Origin of the sequence: Pseudobutyrivibrio ruminis HUN009, assembly GCF_000703005.1 — a bacterium.
Lineage (GTDB): Bacteria > Bacillota > Clostridia > Lachnospirales > Lachnospiraceae > Pseudobutyrivibrio > Pseudobutyrivibrio ruminis_A.
In genome coordinates, this window is the sequence record NZ_JNLH01000001.1 from 158,182 (window position 1) to 176,951 (window position 18,770).

The 18,770-nt window shown below is 38.4% G+C and carries 15 protein-coding genes; 1 reads left to right on the forward strand and 14 read right to left on the reverse strand.

What is annotated here, in order from left to right; genetic code table 11:
* Positions 1–9: 9 nt before the first annotated feature.
* From BO15_RS0100705 to thyA, 13 genes are all read right to left on the reverse strand, one after another.
* The gene (locus BO15_RS0100705) at positions 10–1,956 is read right to left on the reverse strand and encodes a glycoside hydrolase family 127 protein (RefSeq protein ID WP_033151606.1); all 1,947 of its coding nucleotides are present in this window, start codon (positions 1,954–1,956) and stop codon (positions 10–12) included.
* Positions 1,957–1,985: 29 nt separating this feature from the next.
* Entirely contained in the window at positions 1,986–3,245 is a 1,260-nt protein-coding gene (locus BO15_RS0100710) for a sugar ABC transporter substrate-binding protein (RefSeq protein ID WP_052169691.1), read from the reverse strand.
* A gap of 106 nt (positions 3,246–3,351) precedes the next feature.
* Positions 3,352–5,109, reverse strand: coding sequence for a cache domain-containing sensor histidine kinase (locus BO15_RS0100715; protein WP_033151608.1), 1,758 nt, complete (start codon positions 5,107–5,109; stop codon positions 3,352–3,354).
* Between the two features lie 74 nt (positions 5,110–5,183).
* Complete coding sequence (locus BO15_RS0100720; RefSeq protein ID WP_033151609.1) at positions 5,184–7,187, reverse strand: TIM-barrel domain-containing protein; 2,004 nt, start codon at positions 7,185–7,187, stop codon at positions 5,184–5,186.
* Positions 7,188–7,198: 11 nt separating this feature from the next.
* A complete protein-coding gene (locus tag BO15_RS0100725; RefSeq protein ID WP_033151610.1) occupies positions 7,199–8,047 on the reverse strand; it encodes a carbohydrate ABC transporter permease in 849 nt (282 codons plus the stop codon).
* Positions 8,047–8,946, reverse strand: coding sequence for a carbohydrate ABC transporter permease (locus BO15_RS0100730; RefSeq protein ID WP_033151611.1), 900 nt, complete (start codon positions 8,944–8,946; stop codon positions 8,047–8,049). Before BO15_RS0100730 ends, BO15_RS0100725 begins: the two co-directional genes overlap by 1 nt.
* 107 nt (positions 8,947–9,053) lie before the next feature.
* Complete coding sequence (locus tag BO15_RS0100735) at positions 9,054–10,577, reverse strand: response regulator (RefSeq protein WP_033151612.1); 1,524 nt, start codon at positions 10,575–10,577, stop codon at positions 9,054–9,056.
* 72 nt (positions 10,578–10,649) lie between these two features.
* On the reverse strand, positions 10,650–11,366 hold the full coding sequence (gene deoD, locus BO15_RS0100740) for a purine-nucleoside phosphorylase (RefSeq protein WP_033151613.1): 717 nt from the start codon (positions 11,364–11,366) through the stop codon (positions 10,650–10,652).
* Positions 11,367–11,383: 17 nt separating this feature from the next.
* On the reverse strand, positions 11,384–12,607 hold the full coding sequence (locus BO15_RS12945; RefSeq protein ID WP_052169692.1) for a cell wall hydrolase: 1,224 nt from the start codon (positions 12,605–12,607) through the stop codon (positions 11,384–11,386).
* Between the two features lie 21 nt (positions 12,608–12,628).
* The gene (gene ilvN / locus BO15_RS0100750; RefSeq protein WP_033151614.1) at positions 12,629–13,138 is read right to left on the reverse strand and encodes an acetolactate synthase small subunit; all 510 of its coding nucleotides are present in this window, start codon (positions 13,136–13,138) and stop codon (positions 12,629–12,631) included.
* 19 nt (positions 13,139–13,157) lie between these two features.
* Entirely contained in the window at positions 13,158–14,849 is a 1,692-nt protein-coding gene (gene ilvB / locus BO15_RS0100755; protein WP_033151615.1) for a biosynthetic-type acetolactate synthase large subunit, read from the reverse strand.
* A gap of 26 nt (positions 14,850–14,875) precedes the next feature.
* Positions 14,876–15,361 (reverse strand): dihydrofolate reductase, encoded by a 486-nt coding sequence (locus BO15_RS0100760; protein ID WP_033151616.1) that lies wholly within the window; start codon positions 15,359–15,361, stop codon positions 14,876–14,878.
* Between the two features lie 103 nt (positions 15,362–15,464).
* A complete protein-coding gene (thyA, locus tag BO15_RS0100765; protein WP_033151617.1) occupies positions 15,465–16,316 on the reverse strand; it encodes a thymidylate synthase in 852 nt (283 codons plus the stop codon).
* A gap of 239 nt (positions 16,317–16,555) precedes the next feature.
* Here thyA and BO15_RS0100770 point away from each other — a divergent pair, with 239 nt between their 5' ends.
* Positions 16,556–16,801, forward strand: a complete 246-nt coding sequence (locus tag BO15_RS0100770) for a hypothetical protein (RefSeq protein ID WP_033151618.1) — start codon at positions 16,556–16,558, stop codon at positions 16,799–16,801.
* A gap of 94 nt (positions 16,802–16,895) precedes the next feature.
* Here BO15_RS0100770 and glmS read toward each other — a convergent pair whose 3' ends face one another.
* Complete coding sequence (gene glmS / locus BO15_RS0100775) at positions 16,896–18,713, reverse strand: glutamine--fructose-6-phosphate transaminase (isomerizing) (protein ID WP_033151619.1); 1,818 nt, start codon at positions 18,711–18,713, stop codon at positions 16,896–16,898.
* Between the last annotated feature and the right edge of the window lie 57 nt (positions 18,714–18,770).

An 18,770-nucleotide genomic window follows, 5' to 3' on the forward strand; every position in this document is an offset into this window, starting at 1 on the left:
AACATGCTATTATTCTCTAATCCATACCTGCATCTCGTTTTCGCCTCTATTTGCCCATGCATAATATGGAATAAACTTAATCTTTGCGTTTTCTTTCTTTATTGTTTCTGTGAAGTAGAGTAAATTACCGTTATCAACTACAAGTCTTTCAGCTTCGCCTTCAATAACCCCTACACCATTCAAAAGCTTTTCGTCGAAATGATATTCGAGCTTTTTGTCAGCAGGCAAACTAATATTATTTAGATTGTCACCATTATCGACTCCTTCGATGCAATAGATGAAAGGGCCACGTCCGATTGCAACCTTGCCATTATTCTCGGATACAAGTGGATTGCAATAATAACGTCTTACAGACATTTTAAACTTTAGAACCATGCTGGCTTTTCCATTAGCTTCCATATCCAGATAATGATAGCCCTGTTCAGCATTTATAGGTACATCTTTTCCATCAACTATAATACACTTTTCATCTGCCCAACTTGGAATTCTAATTCCAAATCTGATTCTATCAGCCCCTGAATTCTTAACAGAGACTTTCACAGTTTCGTCCCAAGGGAACTCAGTCTCCTGTGTTATTTCCACATAGTTGTTTCCAACGTTAATGTGAGACTCAGAATCAATATACTGATTAAGCAGAATTCCGTTTTCCTTAACAGTGTAGATATAGTCATCAAGTGATGTAATCATTCTTGCAAGGTTTGGTGGACAACAAGCACATCCAAGCCATGCTGGACGAACAGGCTTTACATGACTTTTAGTAGGATCAAGCTTTGATTTTTTAGGATTAACTTCCAGAGGGTTTACATAGAAGAAATGTTTACCATCAAGTGCCATTCCTGCCAAAGCGCAATTGTACAGTGCTCGTTCCATAACTTCTGCATATTCACTATTTGGCTCTATTCTAAGCATTTGTCTTGCAAAGAAAATTAGTCCAATTGCCGCGCAAGTCTCGCAGTACATAGTGTCATTTGGCAAATCATAATCAAGTGTAAATGACTCTCCTATAACGGTAGAGCCAATGCCTCCGGTAATGAACATTCGCTTTTCTACTACATCTTTCCAAAGACGTTTACATGCTTTGAAGATTTCTTTATCTCCTGTTTCTGCAGCTAAATCTGCAAGTGCAGTACACATGTATACCAGTCTTACTGCATGACCTTCAGCAGTTTCCTGTTCAAGTATTGGTTTATGATTTTGGAAATATGTGTCAGGAAGGTTTTCAATTCCATTTAACGCATTAGGACCATCGTATTCCTTTGCCTGCTCTTTGAAAAACTGAGGATTCTTTCCTCTTTCAAGCAAGAAGTACTTTGCCAAATTCAAATAGCGTTTTTCTTCAGTTGCTCTGTATAATCTCAGCAAGCCTATTTCGATTTCCTCATGTCCATCATAGCCATGAATTTTTCCGTCCTCTGGCCCAAAGTTCGCATCAATATTATCAGCACATTTCTTTGCTACGTTAAGTACTTTTTCATTTCCTGTAGCATCATGATAAGCCACTGCAGCCTCAATAAAATGCCCCATACAATATAGCTCATGGCTGCCTGCTAATCTTTTGTATCTACTATCCAATCCTAGAATCGAAAAGTAGGTATCCAAATATCCATCATCCTCTTGTGCATCAGCTATTAAATCAATTACTTCCAAAGCCTTTTTTTCAAGCTCAGGATTCATTTTTTCCCTAAGGGAGTAGGCTACGGCCTCCAACCATTTGTACACATCACTGTCCTGAAAAGTCCAACCATAATGTGTCCCTTTTTCTCGTCCTGCTGCAATTTTAAAATTAGCAATTGCATGGCTTTTCTCGTTTGGGATTGAATCGTCGTTTCTTTCCTTCTCAATAACGATATCCGCCTGGTCGTTTAAAACGCTCCACTGAAAAGGAATCATTTCTTTCCTAACAAGACCACGATATCTTCCCCAAAACTTTGATGTAATACTAATGTTGTCAGCCATATTATCCCCCTTTGACTAGCTTTATTTAATTAATTTCCAATAATGGAATCAATTGTTGCCTGAGCTTCTTTTGCTGCATCAGCAGGCTCTGCCTCTCCAATTAAAACTTTGTTGAATGCAAGTGAAATAGCATCTGAAATGTCTGGCCATTCTGGAAGAGGTCCTCTTGCATTTGCATACTTCATTTCATCTACGAATACCTGGTATACTTCATCGCCTTCAAACTGTGTCTCAGCTATTGTTGCATCAGCAGAAATATATCCCATTGCGTTCATCATGTATAAGCATGTTTCGCCACTTGTTGCATACTGTAAAAACTGAATTGCTGCCTCTTCATTACCACCAGCGATTACCGCGTAGTTTTCTCCACCAAGACCAGATGCCTGCTGCTTATCCTGTGGAATAGGAGCTACATTCCAGTTCAAATCTGGAGCTTCTTCTCTCATTGTAGGAATCTGCCATGTACCATTAATCATCATAGCAAGGTTGCCTGAGATAAACTGGTTCATAGTATCACCCTGTGTCCAGTTAATAGCTTCCTTAGGGAATGCTCCAGACTCTACGAGCTTCTTCTCAAACTCCAAAGCCTTGATGCCACCTTCCGAATCAATTTCATAAGATGTTGCACCTGTTGACCATACCCATGGAAGGAAATTAAATGTACCTTCTTCGTTCTGAAGCGCTGAATGAGCAAATCCATATACATTGTCTGTTGTTGTAGCCTGTGCTACCTCAAGAAGTTCATCCCAAGTTGTAGGGACTTCGCAACCTGCAGCCTCAAGCATATCTTCGTTGTAGAAAAGGACCAAATCATTACTACCGAATGGAACACCATATAATCTTCCATCTAATGTACATGAATTTACAGGTCCCTCATAATAATTGCTTACATCAAAACGATCTGTAATGTCTGCAAAAATACCCATCGCTGCATAAGCTGCATGATCTGGATTATCAAGAATTACAATATCAGGAAGCTCTCCCGCAGAAGCTCCTACTGAAAGCTGTTTCTTGAAATCTGCAAATGGAACATACTTTGCTTCAACAGTAATATCATCCTGCTGATTATTGAACTCTTCAATAATATGATTTAAAGCTTTCTGATGTCCTTCTGTCTCCCAATAGTACCAAATTGTTACATCACCTGATGCCTCAGCACCATCTGCACTTGCAACAGTTCCATCAGCTGCTCCGCTAGAAGCAGTATCTGAGGATGCCCCACATCCAACAGTTAGCAACGATAAACTCATTGTTGCTGCAAGTAATTTTAAAAACCCCTTTTTCATCATAACACCTCCTAAATTAGTGTTTGTTTTATTATGCTTTAATTATATTGGGGTATGTTATATACCAAAACTCAACTTTTCTAAAAAAAGAGGAATAATCTAAATTGTTTTATACAGGTATAGTAATTGTAATCTTTGATCCATTCCCCAAGACACTTTCAACGAATACTTCAGCAAGCTCGCCATAATACATCCTGATTCTGGTTATAGCATTTCCCATACCAATATGCTGGGTTGTATCTTCGTTTAGAATTTGAAGAGAATTACACTTTTCCACAATATCCGGAGCAATACCTTTTCCATTGTCCTCTATTGTAATTACCAGATCAGAATCCTTAACTGCTGTAATAGTCAGGACGCATTCCTCCTGTTCACGTTCAAATCCGTGTATAATTGCATTTTCTATAAATGGTTGTAAAAGCAGTTTATGAACCGTTAGCTCGTTAGTTTCAGGCGCTATGTCTATATTGCAGATAAATTTATTTTTTAATCGAACCTGCTGCAAGAAGATATATTTTTTCAGCCATTCAACCTCATCCGCCACTGTAACTTTTGCATTACTATCACTTATGGCATATCTCAAAATAGAGGCAAGGGCACCAATGGCATTGCTGATTTCGTATTCATCTTTATCTATAGCCATCCAATTAATTGTATCCAGTGTGTTATAAAGAAAATGTGGATTAATCTGAGCTTCAAGAGCTGCTATCTGAGCCTCCTTTTGCTTAATCATAGCAATTCGCTCACTGTAATTTGCAACCCTAAGTTTTTCTATCATCTCATTAAAACCAACTGCAATGGTTTCAATTTCCAGTGGCATAGAATCATCTATTTCCACATATACCTGAGAGTCGGCAGTCTGTGCGGATTTCATTCCTTCAACCACCCTATCAACTGATTTGCCCAGACGGTCTGTAAGACCGATGATTATAAGTGATATCAGAAAAAATACAACTATTTCCACTACAACAATTAGCTGCAACTGTGAGTGCAATGCCTCAACGAGATTCTCATTATTATCTGCACAAATAATATTCCATCCAAGCGCCTCATCAGTGTATTGATATACATCAAAATTTTCTTTATTTAACACATCTTTTATAAACAATGCATATCCATCTGGTGATTGATTATCAACAGTTGTACCTATCAATTCCTGATATTCCCCACAGCTGATTATTTTTCCATTTCCGTCTACTATAAAAATGTAATCGCCGCTTTCCTCCCCAGTTACACAACTATTCTGAATCATCCGCTCGTCTATACTGAGCACAACCACACCAACATCACGGCGAATATCTTTATAATCAATCAATCTATGACCAAGGTGCAATAAATAATATTCCTCGTTGGCAAATGTAGTGCCATACTCTGGTGAAAAAATATGGAGCAGTGCATTCTGAGAGATTTCTGCATACAAGCTTTCCTTATCCATGCTATAGTTTTCAAGCCAGCCATTTTCATATGTTTTGTTGGTCATCTGGTCATAGGCCACTATCTCTCCAGTATTACTAATAAGAGTAATGGATCTAATATAATCCTTCGAATTGACCAGGTTTCTCAGATATCGTCTAAGGCTGTTTTTTGCCACCGATGAATTCTTTCCATTATTGATTAAATCCATATTCTGGATAACATCATCGCTTGTATATACTTGATATAAAACATCCTCATAGGAATCAAGCAAAATATTAATATTATTATCCACCTGTAGGAGTGTATTATTAGAATTTTTTTTAGCACTTTCTCGTAACGCATTTGCGATATTCATATATGAGAAAAAGCCAAGAAATAAACTAGATATTATAGCAACAAGCATAAAAACGCTTATTATTCTTCTTCTAAGACTTGCCTTCTTTTTATTCATCCCATTACCCCAATAAACCCTACTCAAAAAAATCAGGAGTAAAAACTCCTGATTTAATCTTAATGATACTTAATCTAGTCTGCAAGAATATTATTATCTTTTCCTTTGAAAAATATTGGTATTATTTCAACTGGACTTTCTACCTCTATTATTTGTCCACCATCGTAATTTTTTTTGGTCTCATAGTCAAACCAGGTCTCGCCCTTTGGCAAGTATACTTTTCTAGTTTTGCAGTTTTCATATAGAATTGGCGCCACCAAAATATCTGGTCCAAACATATACTCATCTTCCACATTCCAGCTTTCTGAATCCTCTGGAAACTCATAGAATAATGGTCGCATCAATGGTGCTCCATTTTCATGTGCATCATTCATTATAATCCGTATATACGGTTTAAGCTTTTCGCGAATGCTTATATATTTCTTACAGATTTCATATACCTCATCTCCATAACTCCAAATCTCATTTTCTGCTCCCGAACAGCATGTAGCTCCGCCAGTTTGACCATACTGTGGTTGTCTTGGTTCTCTATCTCCATGCAAACGCATAACTGGACAAAACGCTCCCCAAGCAAACCATCTGGCAAATAGCTCTCTGAACTGTGGGGACTTTGGATCACCACCATGGAATCCACCTATATCAGTAGTCCACCATGGTATTCCTGCCATTCCCATATTAAGGCCTGCCGCCAATTGATTTCTCATGCTAGAAAAGCTTGATGCTATATCGCCAGACCATACAAGCGCTCCATACTTCTGCCCGCCAGCCCAGATACATCTAGCAAGATTCATTACCTTGTCATTCCCCTCTGTTGTCATGCCTTCATAGAAAGCACGAGCATAACAAACAGGGTAAATATTTCCCACCTCAAGGTCTGTTCCAAGATAGTATCTGTAGTTTTCAAAATCATAGACTGTATATTCCGGTTCTGCCTCATCCAACCAGAATATCTTTACACCGTTTTCGTAGTAATTCTTTTTTGCCTTATTCCAAAGGAATTTTCTGGCCTCTGGATTTGTGGTATCGATATGTATTGTTTCACCTTGAAAATCCATGCCAACTCGAATTCCTCGCTCAGTTCTTATCAGCAATCCCTTCTCAAGCATTTCCTTATAGTTTTCACTTTCAAAGGATACCGTTGGCCAGATGGAAACCATAACCTCCGTTCCCATAGCATTTATTTCTTCTATCATTTTCTTTGGGTCTGGCCAATAGGTCTTATCGAATTTCCAATCACCTTGCTTGTCCCAGTGGAAGAAATCAACCACAATAACATCCAGCGGAATATTTCTGTTCTTGTACTCCTGAGCAACCTGAAGCAACTCATCCTGAGTCTGATATCTTAGCTTGCTCTGCCAAAAGCCTAGCCCGAATTCTGGCATCACTGGAACAGTTCCTGCGACAGTTCCATAGGCTTTCATTATCTCAGCAGGTGTGTCTCCCACCACAATCCAATAATCTAAAACCTTAGTTGAATAAGCTTCAAATGTTGTTATATTGTTTCCAAACACAGCACGTCCTATAGCTGGATTGTTCCATAAAAAGCCAAAACCTTTGGATGAAACCACAAATGGAACACTAGCCTGAGAATTTCTTTGTGCCAGTTCCAAATCAAGTCCTCTCAGATTAAGAAATGGTTGCTGATACTGTCCCATTCCATAAAGCTTTTCATCCCTAGAGACTGTCTCAAAGCGCATAGTCAAATGATAATTATCGCTACCTTTAATAGGGGCAAATTCTCTAGCCTCTATTTCCAATGCACTACACTTTGGATTACATATATCTTTCCTATTTCTAGAGTATTCTTCTAGCAGTTTTTCACCTGAGAATTTATATATTTCTATTTTGCCGGTGGCAGAAATAGTTAGCCTGATTTTTCCATTTATAAACTCTGCATTATTACTATTTATTTTGATTTCCGGAGTGACTTCCTTTACCTTTTCAAGAGCCCAATCCTCATCTGGCAAATGACTATTCTTTGTTGCTCTAACTCTTATTGCGTTTTCGCCCCATGGCTCTATTCGAACCAGTTCATTATCAAACTTATAATTAAGACATGCTCCATTTTGTTCTAACATTATTCACCTCATTAACCCTTAACGGCGCCATTTGTCATACCACTGATAATGTATTTCTGCATGAAAATAAAGATTAAAACTACCGGTATAATTGCAACTATCGCAAATGCGGTAAGGTAACTCCATTTTGTTCCATACTGTCCCATGAAATTAAAGATTCCGGCAGTGATTGGTCTCTTCTGCTGATCCAAAATGAATGTCATACCGTAAGCTAAATCGCCCCATGCATAAAGGAATGAGAACACTGCACATACGATTACACCAGGCTTTGCTACTGGAACCAATATTCTAAAGAATGCTGATAATCTGGTGCATCCATCGATATATGCTGCTTCCTCTAAAGCTGCTGGAATTGATGCAAAATAATTCTTCAAAATCAATACTGAAAAAGGAATACCAATGGTTGCATCTGCAAGAATAGCTGATGCCCATGTGTTGTATACATGAATACCCTTAAACATGATAAACATTGGTGTAAGCAATACTGATACTGGAAGCATCTGGCTTACTAAGAAGAACAAAAGCATAAACTTTCTTCCCTTAAATCTATATCTTGCAATTGAATAAGAAGCAGGCACTGCCAACACAACTGCAATAAACATGGCACATATAGAAATCATGAAACTATTGAAAAAGGATTTAAACATATTGAAATCCCCAGTTTCAATTTGAGCTGCATATGATTTTGTATTCAATACATGTGGATACCATGTAGGAGGTATCTGGAATATTTCCTGCTCAGTCTTTAGTGATGTAATAAAAGTCCAAAACAAAGGGAACAACAATATTATCAGCAATACTATAGACAGTACGCAGCAAATTATGTTTTCTCTTCTTTTTAATCTCTTTTCTGACTCCATTATTCCTTCTCTCCCTCCATAGTAATTTTTATGTAAAGCATTCCAACTAGCAAAAGAATGATAAACAATACATTTGCAACAGCTGAACCTTTACTATACTGGAACATATCAAATGACAGCTTATATGAATATGTAGATAGTAAATGTGTTGAGTTAACTGGTCCGCCTTCTGTCATTACATAAACCAAATCGTAAACCTTGAATGTGTAAATAAATCCCAATACTAAAATAGATTCAATAGTTGGTCTAAGCAATGGTAGTGTAATACTGATAAGCTTCTGGAATTTATTTGCTCCATCTACTGAAGCACTTTCATAAAGCTCCTGTGGAATTGTAGTCAATCCTGTGGAAAGAAGAATGGTGTTAAATGGAATACCAATCCAAATATTTGCCATTACAACAGCAGCCATTGCCGTGCCAGGAGTTGTAAGCCATTCAATATTAGCATCGATAATTCCCAGGCTTTTTAAAATGTAATTGATAATACCTACATCTGTAGAAAACATAAACTTAAACATAAGTGCGGTTACTGTCATTGGCATCATCCAAGGAATCATAAGAAGACCTCTAACAGGCTTTGCAAATTTAAATCTCTTATTAAAGAACAATGCCAAAAAGAAACCTATAAGAAACTGGAACACAAGACATGCAACTGTAAACACCAACGTATTTACAAGTGATTTTCTAAAAACCTCATCTCCAAATATCTCTACATAATTTTGCAATCCAATAAAGTTTTTAGGACCGTTGGCTAGATTTCTTACTGAAACATCCTGAAGACTTAGTCCAATATTACTTATGATTGGATAGCCTACAAAAATAGCCATATAAATGAATGCAGGCAGGATAAACAAAAGACCGATGTTATCATACCTGAAAAAATCCTTAACCCTTTTCATAAAAAAATCCTCCTTAATTAGTTTGTAACCACATTTTATCCTGTAAAGGATTTTTCAAAAATGTGACAAATCTAAAAAAAGAGGAATTTTCCAATGACATTATTAAATTATTTCATGGACCTTCTATATTGAGCTGGTAGCTGACCTGTTGTTTCTTTAAAAACCTTACTAAAATATTTAGGATCCTGATATCCAACCTTATCAGCTATTTCATACAGCTTTAAGGAAGTACTTACAAGTAGCTCCTTAGCTTTTGCCATCCTATAGTTTTTCATATAGGTGCTGTAAGTCATACCAGTTTCCTTATGAAACTGAGTGCCTAAATATTCCGGTGTAATATTTAGCCTTGATGCAATCTCATCAAGGGTTATGCCCTGGCTGTAATATTCATGTATAAAGCCTTCCGCCTTTCGAACCAACAAATGTGTGGACATTTTTTCTTCATCTGCAAACTCAAAGTACCCAACTACATCATGACAGATATCTCTTAGCTCCGAGCGAGTCTTGGCATTCATTATCTTTTCCAAGATAGCCTGTCGCTGAATCTCGCATTTCGTTTTGCAACCTGCTTCTTTTCCTACTTCAAGAAAAGCCCAAAGAAATCTAACATAACATTCTTTTATTTCCTGTGGCTTGTATACTTTTCCATCATTAAAGAACTCATGAAAATCGGCTATTGCCTTTTCAATTTTCTCCTGGTTCATAGAAAAGACTGCTGTTTTCATTTGAGATTCATGCAGATTTGAATATATACATACTGTGGTCGCAACATTTGTGATTTTAGGATATGAAATCAATATGCCTTCATCAAAAGATATATTCCAATCCATAAAAGGATATAACTCTCTCATTCCTGTCTTCAATAGCTCAAGTCCCTGTATTTCCTCACTACCAACCACTATATCTTCTGTAATTTGTTTTAAAAGTTGAGACTGAATCCATCTTTCCAGGTCATGACCGTCTTCATAATCATAAACCACCATATAAATAGCTTTATGGAATGCAGAATCCAACAAAACATATTTTATTTCTTTATACCCTGAAAAAGCCTGTTTCAAAAACTTATGTCCAGAATTCACCTTTTCCTCAAATGCATTACCCAGGTATGCACATACCAAAAAGAATTTCTGATCAACCTTTATAGAATATCTTTCTGCTAAATATGAAACAGTATCATCATCCGGCATCATGTCCCCAATCATGATGTCCCTAAAAATCTGTTCCAACGTTCCTACCTGCTTTGGTTTCTTTCGCAAATCCTCAGCCATTTGGATTGATACATTATCTATAGCTTTTGAAAAATCCAAAAGTGAAATAGGTTTTAGTAGATACTCTGTAACCCCTAGTTTCATTGCCTTTCTGGCATATTCAAATTCCGAGTATGCACTAAGAACTATGGCCTTACAATTGGAGCCTGAATCATACAAATTGACGAGCATCTCCAGCCCATCCATTTGTGGCATTCGTATATCCGTTATAACTAAATTAGGCTTTCTTGTCTGGCACAATTCCAACCCAGTTTTACCATCAGAGGCTTCCCCAACAACCTTGTAATCCCCATTTAGCTTGCTGAGAAGTTTGACTATTCCTTCCCTGATTCTAATCTCATCCTCAACGATTACTATATCCATAACATATACCTTCTAACCCTATGTAAAAAATGAAGCCACTATTACTAGTGACTTCATAATACTCATATTAAATTAAAGCGCAATAGCTGTCTCAAGTGCAAGCTTCATCATCTCTGTGAATGACTTCTGACGATCCTCAGCTGGGATTTCCTCAGATGTAACGAAAGAATCAGAGATTGTAAGCATACATGTTGCGTTCTTTCCAAGCATGTTTGCATTGTTGAAAAGCGCAAAGCTTTCCATCTCTACACAATCGCACTGGCAACGCTCTTTAACTGCCTGCCATCCGCCCATTTCTGGTGCTGTATAGAACTGATCTGCAGAGTGTACTTTTGCAACCTTTGCATCAATACCAAGCTCCTTAGCCTTTGCAATAGCGATATCGTTGATCTTCTTGCTTGGGTAAAGAGTCTTCTCCTCTACGCCATTTGTGTACTTAGCAAATGTGCTATCTGAATATGCGCTCTCAGAAATAACTACATCAAGAACGTTAAGCTTGTCTGTGTAGCTTCCTGCAGAACCGATACGGATGATGTTTTCTACATCGTAGAAAGCATAAAGCTCGTATGAGTAGATACCGATTGAAGGCATACCCATACCACTTGCCATTACAGATACTGGTACTCCCTTGTATGTTCCTGTGAAACCAAGGCAGTTACGAACTGTATTAACACATTTTACATCCTCTAAGAAATTTTCTGCTACAAACTTTGCTCGTAATGGATCGCCTGGCATAAGTACTGTCTTGGCGAAATCCCCTTTTTTCGCTTCATTATGTGGTGTTGCCATAAAACAAACCTCCTTTATTAATTATAATTATAGAAATAATGGGCATTTATAACTGTACCCGAAGTTCTATCTAAAAATCCTGATTGCCCAGCCGCTACCTGTGATTCGTGCAAGCTCTGAGCATATGAATAAGTACAGAAGAATAAAGCATCTGTATTAGTATTTCCTGCAATTGCCTGTGACGCAGCATATTGACATGCACTATTTGGCCCCTCCGCAAGAATCATGGCCACACGCCCAGATGTAACTGGTGCAAACTGTCCGGATGCATATATTACACCGGAAACTGTGTTAGGGAACTTTGAGCTGGCTACACGGTTCATAACAACTGAACCAACTGCCAAACGTCCTGCATCCCCTTGATTTGCCGCCTCTGCCTGAATAAGTGCAGCAAGAAGAAGAGTTTCCTCATCTGTAGTGCTATAGCCACCGCTATAGCCACCTGTTTCACCAGCAAGCTTTTCAGCCAATGCAACCTGAGCCGCTTCATATTGCTGCTGAATCTTTTGCTCGTATGCTTTAGCTTCCTCTAACTGTTTTTCCAATTCTGCGATAGCAGCCTCTGTAACCTCTATCTGAGAATTTGTAGTATTTAATGCTGAAGTGGTGCTGCTTACAAGTGTACCAAGCTCCGACCTCTTACTCTGGAGAGTATCCTGGTATGCTGTAAGCTCGTCATTCTTTGTCTGTATAGCAGACTTTGTATCTTCCAATTCCTGCTGTGTCTCTTCGTATTTTTCTATGGCATCCTGATCGTAAGCTGTAATCTGTGCCATATATTCAAGACGTTGTAAAAACTCCGAAATAGACCCGCTTTCCAAAAAATTAACTAGCGTGTTTGTAGATTTGTTTTCATACATATATTGAATACGAGCCTTCATCGCTTCCTTTTGTGTGTCCAAGGAAGCCTGTGTTGTTTCAAGCTGCTCATTCAATGTTTCGATATCTGCTTCTACAAGTGCTATGTTTTCTTCGGTCTCAGAAATTTCACCTGAAACGGTGGTAATCTGTGTGTTTAAATCACTGATTTGTCCACTAAGTGAATCTGCCTGGTCCTCAAGCTGTCCCTTTGCATCTTCTACCTGTTGCTTGGCATTGTTGATATCATCAACCGCCTGCGAGGCATTTTCCGATTCTTGCTTTAATCGGTCTACTTCTGATTGTGAAGCTCTGGCAGATGTACTACAAAGGCACAAACTAACCACTAAAAGCAGTGCTAAACTCCCTTTTAGCTTTTTCATTAATTTCTCCTACAATATATATTATCTGCAAGAACTGCTGATTGATTCTACCGCTACCGCTCCACCACGAGTGACTTCAATTTTCTTAAATCGTGATTTGAGTAGTTCTATAATCTCATTGTTCTTGCGCTCTGTCAACATACACTCAAAGAGTACTGAATCAGCGCCTATATCGACGATTTTAACGCTTCCTCCCTGATTGAATACGTTGGCTATTTGAAATGCTTCAGTCTTAGACTCGCTATTGAGCCCGTTTACCCTAGCATAAAGAATTTCTTTCATGTGAATTGACATGGTAGTCAAATCTATTACTTTTATGACCTCAACCATTGCATTAAGCTGTTTTTTAATCTGCTCAAATGTGGCATCATCAGCTTTAACCGAAATAGTCATTCTAGAAACATCGTCTCTTTCTGTCGTACCAACAGTGAGAGTTTGAAGGTTGTAGGACTTCGCTGAAAACAATCCTGAAACCTTTGCCAAAACACCAACCTGATTTTCTACATATAATGCAATCCATCTGTTCTTCATATTGTTAGCCCCTCTACATCTACTTCAAAATCATTTCACTAAGTGGTGTACCACTTTTAACCATTGGTAATACTAAATCGTCTGGAGAAACAATAAATTCCAAAACTGTTGGGCCATCTGTATTTGCCCTTGCTGTCTCAAGCGCTGACAATACATCATCCTGATTAGTAACACGGATAGCTTTGCAGCTGTATCCTTCAGCCCATTTGATAAAGTCTGGATAATAACTTCCATCTGATGCAGAAAGATCTGTAATCTCGTATCTCTTTCCATAGAATAACTGTTGCATCTGACGAACCATACCCAAGTTGGAATTATTAAATATACATATAATAACCGGAATCTTCTCAGTCATTGCAGTGGCCATTTCCTGCATGTTCATTTGGAAGCCACCATCGCCAGTAATTAATACAACTGGCTTTTTAGGATTGCCAATAGCGGCACCAATTGCTGCTGGGAAACCAAATCCCATAGTACCAAGGCCACCTGATGTAATGAACTCCTGACCTTCGCTTAATTTGATAAACTGTGTTGCCCACATCTGATGCTGACCAACATCTGTTACGATATTTGCATCAAAAAATACCTGATTGATTTTCTCACATATAATCTGTGGATTAATGCCAACCTTTGTATCAGGCATTGAAAGAGGATGTTCACTCTCCCATTCGTTTATCTTAGCAAGCCATTTGGCTGTGTTCATTGGCTCTGCATATTCTACCAAACGTTCCAGTGCAATTTTAGCATCTGCAGTAACTGGTACATCTACCACCACATTTCTTGAAATAGATGCAGAAGCAATATCTACATGAACAATCTTTGCCTTTGGAGCAAATTCATCAAGCTCACCTGTTATTCTATCATTAAATCGTGTGCCAATTGAGAACAGCACATCACACTCTGTAACTGCTTTGTTGGCAGCAAAACGGCCATGCATACCACAGTTACCAATGAAGAGCTGGTGGTCCTCAGGCATAACGCCCTTGCCCATAACTGTAGTGGTAACTGGAACATTCATTTTAGTAGCAAACTCCAGAAGCTCCTGTTCTGCTCCAGAGATTCTAACTCCACCGCCAGCAAGGATTAAAGGCTTTTTAGCTGATTTAAGTAATCGATAAGCTTTTTTTAACTGGCCAATATGAACTGTTTCATTAGGATGATATCCCCTAATATCAACATGCTCTGGGTACTCAGGGTCACCAGTCTGAACCTGAATATCCTTTGGAATATCTATAAGTACAGGGCCCGGCTTGCCAGTCGAAGCAACCTGGAATCCCATTTTAATGAGACGGCCCATATCTTCTCTATCTCTGATTGTCACGCCGTATTTGGTGATTGAACGGGTCATTCCAACAATATCTACCTCTTGGAACGCATCGTTTCCTATAAGATGAAGAGGAACCTGTCCTGTAAAAATCACCATAGGTATACTGTCATAGTACGCATCTGCAATACCGGTGATTGTATTTGTTGCACCGGGACCTGAAGTGACTAGGACGACCGCAGTTTTCCCAGTAGCGCGGGCATAACCTTCCGCCTCATGAACAAGTGCTTGCTCATGACGGCCTAAAATAACACGAATTCCTTCGGTTTTGTATAGCTCATCCACGATGTCAGTAATCATGCCTCCTGGATAAGCGAAAATGGTATCTACGCCTTCTTCTTTAAGTGCCTTAACAAATAACTTCCTTCCAGTAATATTTAATGCCATGTTAGTACCCTCTTAAGTTGTGCCAATTAACGTGTATAAGTTCTAAAATAAAATTCTATATCGTAATAAGTTTGCTCCTCTGATTCTTCCGCAAGCTTCCAATCTGAAAGCTCGTCCAAATTTGGAAAATATGTATCTGCATCGTAAGCATAGTCAACATATGTAACAAATGCTCTCTTACAGTCATCTAGCATCATTCGGTAGATACTTTCGCCACCTATGACAAAAATATCATCCTGATTATATTTTTTAAGTTCTTTATCAAGCTCTTCCTTTGAATGAACGATGATTGCATCATTCACTTCGTAATTTGGGTCTCTTGTTAGAACGATGTTTACTCTATTTTTGAGAGGCTTACCATTTGGAAAGCTTTCTAGAGTCTTTCGGCCCATAACAACAACCTTGCCTGTAGTGGTCTCCCTAAAAAACTTCATATCATCAGGAATGCTCACTAGAAGCTTGTTGTCTTTACCTATTGCCCAATTCTTATCTACTGCAACAATTAAATTCATTATCTCCTCCAAATCCGCAAGTTACGCTTACAAGCCTTAGAGTTTCTCCACTCGACAGCACGTCTCGCTTGAGAAACCTAAGAGCTTGTCAACTACTTGCTCATCAAACAGCTATAGGGATATTACGAATTTGCTCACCAGCCTCGTAGCCTTCCACGATCAGGTCATCAGTTGTGAAATCGTAGAAGTTCTTAACATCCGGGTTCAAGTGAACCTTTGGAGCTGGAAGCTCTGGACGGCTAAGTAATTCCTTAATAGCATCCACGTGTCTATCGTAAATATGTGCATCAGCGATGACATGTATAAGCTGACCTGGAATCATGTCGTTGACCTGAGCAACCATCATTAGAAGGATTGCATACTGACAAACATTCCAGTTGTTTGCAGCAAGAACATCCTGTGAACGCTGATTGAGCACCATATTAAGAACTAGCTTATCTGAATCCTTATCCTTTGTGACATTATATGTAGCTGAGTAGCAACATGGATCCAAGTGACCTGTTGCTAAATCATGGAACTGATAAAGGTTTGTCATGATTCTACGGGAATATGGTGTCTCCTTTAGCTGCTTGAGAACATAATCCATCTGATCAATCATCTCACCCTTGAACTCAAACTTTTCGCCTACAACATAACCGTATGCTGTGCCGATTGAGCCTTCTTCATCTGCCCATTGGTCCCAAATATGGCCCTTTAAATCCTTGATATTGTTTGATTTACGCTGGTAAATCCAAAGAATTTCGTCCATAGCTGTTTTAAGTGCTGTCTTTCTAAGAGTAAGAGCTGGGAACTCCTCTCTTAAATCGTATTTGTTGACTACACCAAACTGCTTAATTGTATATGCCTTTTCGCCAGTATCCTCCCAGATAGGGCGCACAATTTCATCTTTTGTATCTGTGCCATTCTCTAAGATATCACGGCACATTTCTTTAAAAATCACATCAGCTTTACTCATAACTTATATCTCCTTCGTAAAACTACCTAGACTATGTCTATAATATATTCAGTATAAATTCTACCACAATATCTTGCGGTTTGAACAGTTCTTTTCCTGTTTTTAGTTAATATTTAGTTGCGTACCCATTCTGCCCAAATTTCCTTGAAAATCAAAGCTAATTGCGTTACTATATCTTGTAGTTGTAAAATATCAGGCTGTTCCTATTGGAAATATCACAGTTTGGTTTAGGAGAAGAAATGAGTCAAGAAAAGGTAGATAAGAAAAGATACGAGCGCGAGCATCGTAGATCAATTGTCAGAAAGAAGAAAATCGAGGAAGCTCTTAGCATCCTTTGTGTAGCCGTTATTGGATTGGCTATTGTTGTTTGGATTGGTTTTTCAATTTATACAAAGGCTACAACAGCAGCCGAAGAAAATGCTACATACGAGTATTACGATATCACAACTGAAGCTATTCAGGATTATCTTGGTACTTTAAATTAATTTCATATGCAATATTTAAGGTCCATGTCATTTTGACATGGACCTTTGTTGTACTTCTGGTCAAATCCACATATTTATTCCATATAAATATCTATTACTCAACTGTTACTACCTTTGCAAGGTTTCTTGGCTTATCAACATCAAGTCCCTTATCTGCTGAAACGTAGTATGAATAAATCTGAAGAGCAACGATTTCTGGGAATGACATATACTCGTCATCTAAATCTGGAAGACCAATTACATGATACTCATCAGAGAAATCAGCCTTTAATTCATTCTTTGCAATAAGCACAACGTTTGCTCCACGAGCTCTGATTTCTTTAACATTTGACAACGCTTTTGAAATCAAATGTGTCTGAGTTACTGCAGCAATAACTGGTGTTCCCTCTGATATAAGAGCGATTGGACCATGCTTTAATTCACCAGCTGCATATGCTTCTGAATGAATGTAAGAAATCTCCTTGAGTTTCAAGGCGCCTTCCATAAGTACTGTGTAATCCAAGCCTCTACCAATCATAAAAAGATCAGAAGCTGTGATTACTTCTTTTGCCAATTTGTGAATTGCATCCTTCTGGCCGATAACCTCTGCCATAGCATCAGGAATCTTTCTAAGATTGCTAGTAGCTTCCTCAAAATACTCCTCAGTGATTGTGCCTCTTACAAGACCTGTCTTAAGAGCAAGCATGTAGAACATCAACATCTGAGTTGTATACGCCTTTGTGCTGGCAACAGCAATCTCTGGGCCTGCATCAGTATAAAGTGTGTAGTCTGCAACTCGTGAGATTGATGAACCTCTTACATTTAAGATTGCAAGACATAATGCACCTGCTGCTTTTGCCTTTCTAAGAGCCTCTAAGGTATCGATTGTTTCACCTGACTGAGAAACTGCAATGAAAAGTGTATCAGGACCTACTACAGTGTCAGAATAAATAAACTCTGAAGCCATTTCAGTATCTACATTTATTCCTGCCCACTTTTTGAACAACTGAGCTCCCATAATACCTGCATGTAAAGCTGTTCCACAGGCAACAATACAAATACGATTGAAGTTCTTTAAAGCATCGTCAAGTGTGCCGCCAAAACCAAATTCAATATCATTATTAACAAGATAGTTGCTTAAGATTCTACGAATGCAAGTTGGCTGCTCATCGATTTCCTTTTCCATGAAATATGGATAGCCCTGCTTTCCTGGAGCAGAAACATCCCAATCAACCTTTGTGTAATTTGGCTCAACTGGATTACCATCGAAATCTTCCAAAGAAATGCCGTCACGATTTGCTGTAAGAATAATTCTCTCATCAAGTACAAAGTACTCCTTTGAATACTTGAAAAGTGCTGCTGGGTCAGAAGACAATACAGTCGCATCATCAGTAGTTGTAGCTACGATAGGGCTAACATTTCTAACTGCGTAGATAGTATCTGGCTTATCGTCAAACATGATTACAAACGCAAATGTACCCTTAATCTTTTTAATTACTCTCTTGATTGTCTTCTTTGGATCACCATCATAAAGCTTATCAATAAGAGCTGCAACAACCTCAGTATCTGTCTCAGTAACAAGCTTATCCTCAAGCTCGTATTCTTCACGTAAATCAGCATAATTTTCAATAATGCCGTTATGAACTAATGTAACCTTTCCCGAACGATGTGGATGAGCATTCTTATCGCATACTCCACCATGAGTAGCCCATCTGGTATGACCAATACCGCAGCTAAAATCAGCACCTTCAGCAGGAACAATTCCTCTAAGGTCGCTAACTCTGCCCTGGCACTTGTACACCTCTGACTCGCCTTCATTATTACGTCTGATAGCAAGTCCTGCACTGTCATATCCTCTATACTCAAGAAGCTCTAATCCATCTAATATATTAGCTAAGGCATCATTTCCTAAAAAACCTATAATTCCACACATATTTTATTCCTCATTCTTTCTATGTATTACAGCAATGCTGTGAAAGTTCAAAACTAC

What these genes read in the sequence shown, in the direction of transcription:
- BO15_RS0100770 (WP_033151618.1), top strand. Translation starts at nt 16,556, where the DNA reads ATGAGTCAAGAAAAGGTAGATAAGAAAAGATACGAGCGCGAGCATCGT.
- deoD (WP_033151613.1), bottom strand. Translation starts at nt 11,366, where the DNA reads ATGGCAACACCACATAATGAAGCGAAAAAAGGGGATTTCGCCAAGACA.
- ilvB (WP_033151615.1), bottom strand. Translation starts at nt 14,849, where the DNA reads ATGGCATTAAATATTACTGGAAGGAAGTTATTTGTTAAGGCACTTAAA.
- BO15_RS12945 (WP_052169692.1), bottom strand. Translation starts at nt 12,607, where the DNA reads ATGAAAAAGCTAAAAGGGAGTTTAGCACTGCTTTTAGTGGTTAGTTTG.
- BO15_RS0100710 (WP_052169691.1), bottom strand. Translation starts at nt 3,245, where the DNA reads ATGATGAAAAAGGGGTTTTTAAAATTACTTGCAGCAACAATGAGTTTA.
- glmS (WP_033151619.1), bottom strand. Translation starts at nt 18,713, where the DNA reads ATGTGTGGAATTATAGGTTTTTTAGGAAATGATGCCTTAGCTAATATA.
- BO15_RS0100725 (WP_033151610.1), bottom strand. Translation starts at nt 8,047, where the DNA reads ATGGAGTCAGAAAAGAGATTAAAAAGAAGAGAAAACATAATTTGCTGC.
- BO15_RS0100730 (WP_033151611.1), bottom strand. Translation starts at nt 8,946, where the DNA reads ATGAAAAGGGTTAAGGATTTTTTCAGGTATGATAACATCGGTCTTTTG.
- ilvN (WP_033151614.1), bottom strand. Translation starts at nt 13,138, where the DNA reads ATGAAGAACAGATGGATTGCATTATATGTAGAAAATCAGGTTGGTGTT.
- thyA (WP_033151617.1), bottom strand. Translation starts at nt 16,316, where the DNA reads ATGAGTAAAGCTGATGTGATTTTTAAAGAAATGTGCCGTGATATCTTA.
- BO15_RS0100720 (WP_033151609.1), bottom strand. Translation starts at nt 7,187, where the DNA reads ATGTTAGAACAAAATGGAGCATGTCTTAATTATAAGTTTGATAATGAA.
- BO15_RS0100760 (WP_033151616.1), bottom strand. Translation starts at nt 15,361, where the DNA reads ATGAATTTAATTGTTGCAGTAGATAAGAATTGGGCAATAGGTAAAGAC.
- BO15_RS0100715 (WP_033151608.1), bottom strand. Translation starts at nt 5,109, where the DNA reads ATGAATAAAAAGAAGGCAAGTCTTAGAAGAAGAATAATAAGCGTTTTT.
- BO15_RS0100705 (WP_033151606.1), bottom strand. Translation starts at nt 1,956, where the DNA reads ATGGCTGACAACATTAGTATTACATCAAAGTTTTGGGGAAGATATCGT.
- BO15_RS0100735 (WP_033151612.1), bottom strand. Translation starts at nt 10,577, where the DNA reads ATGGATATAGTAATCGTTGAGGATGAGATTAGAATCAGGGAAGGAATA.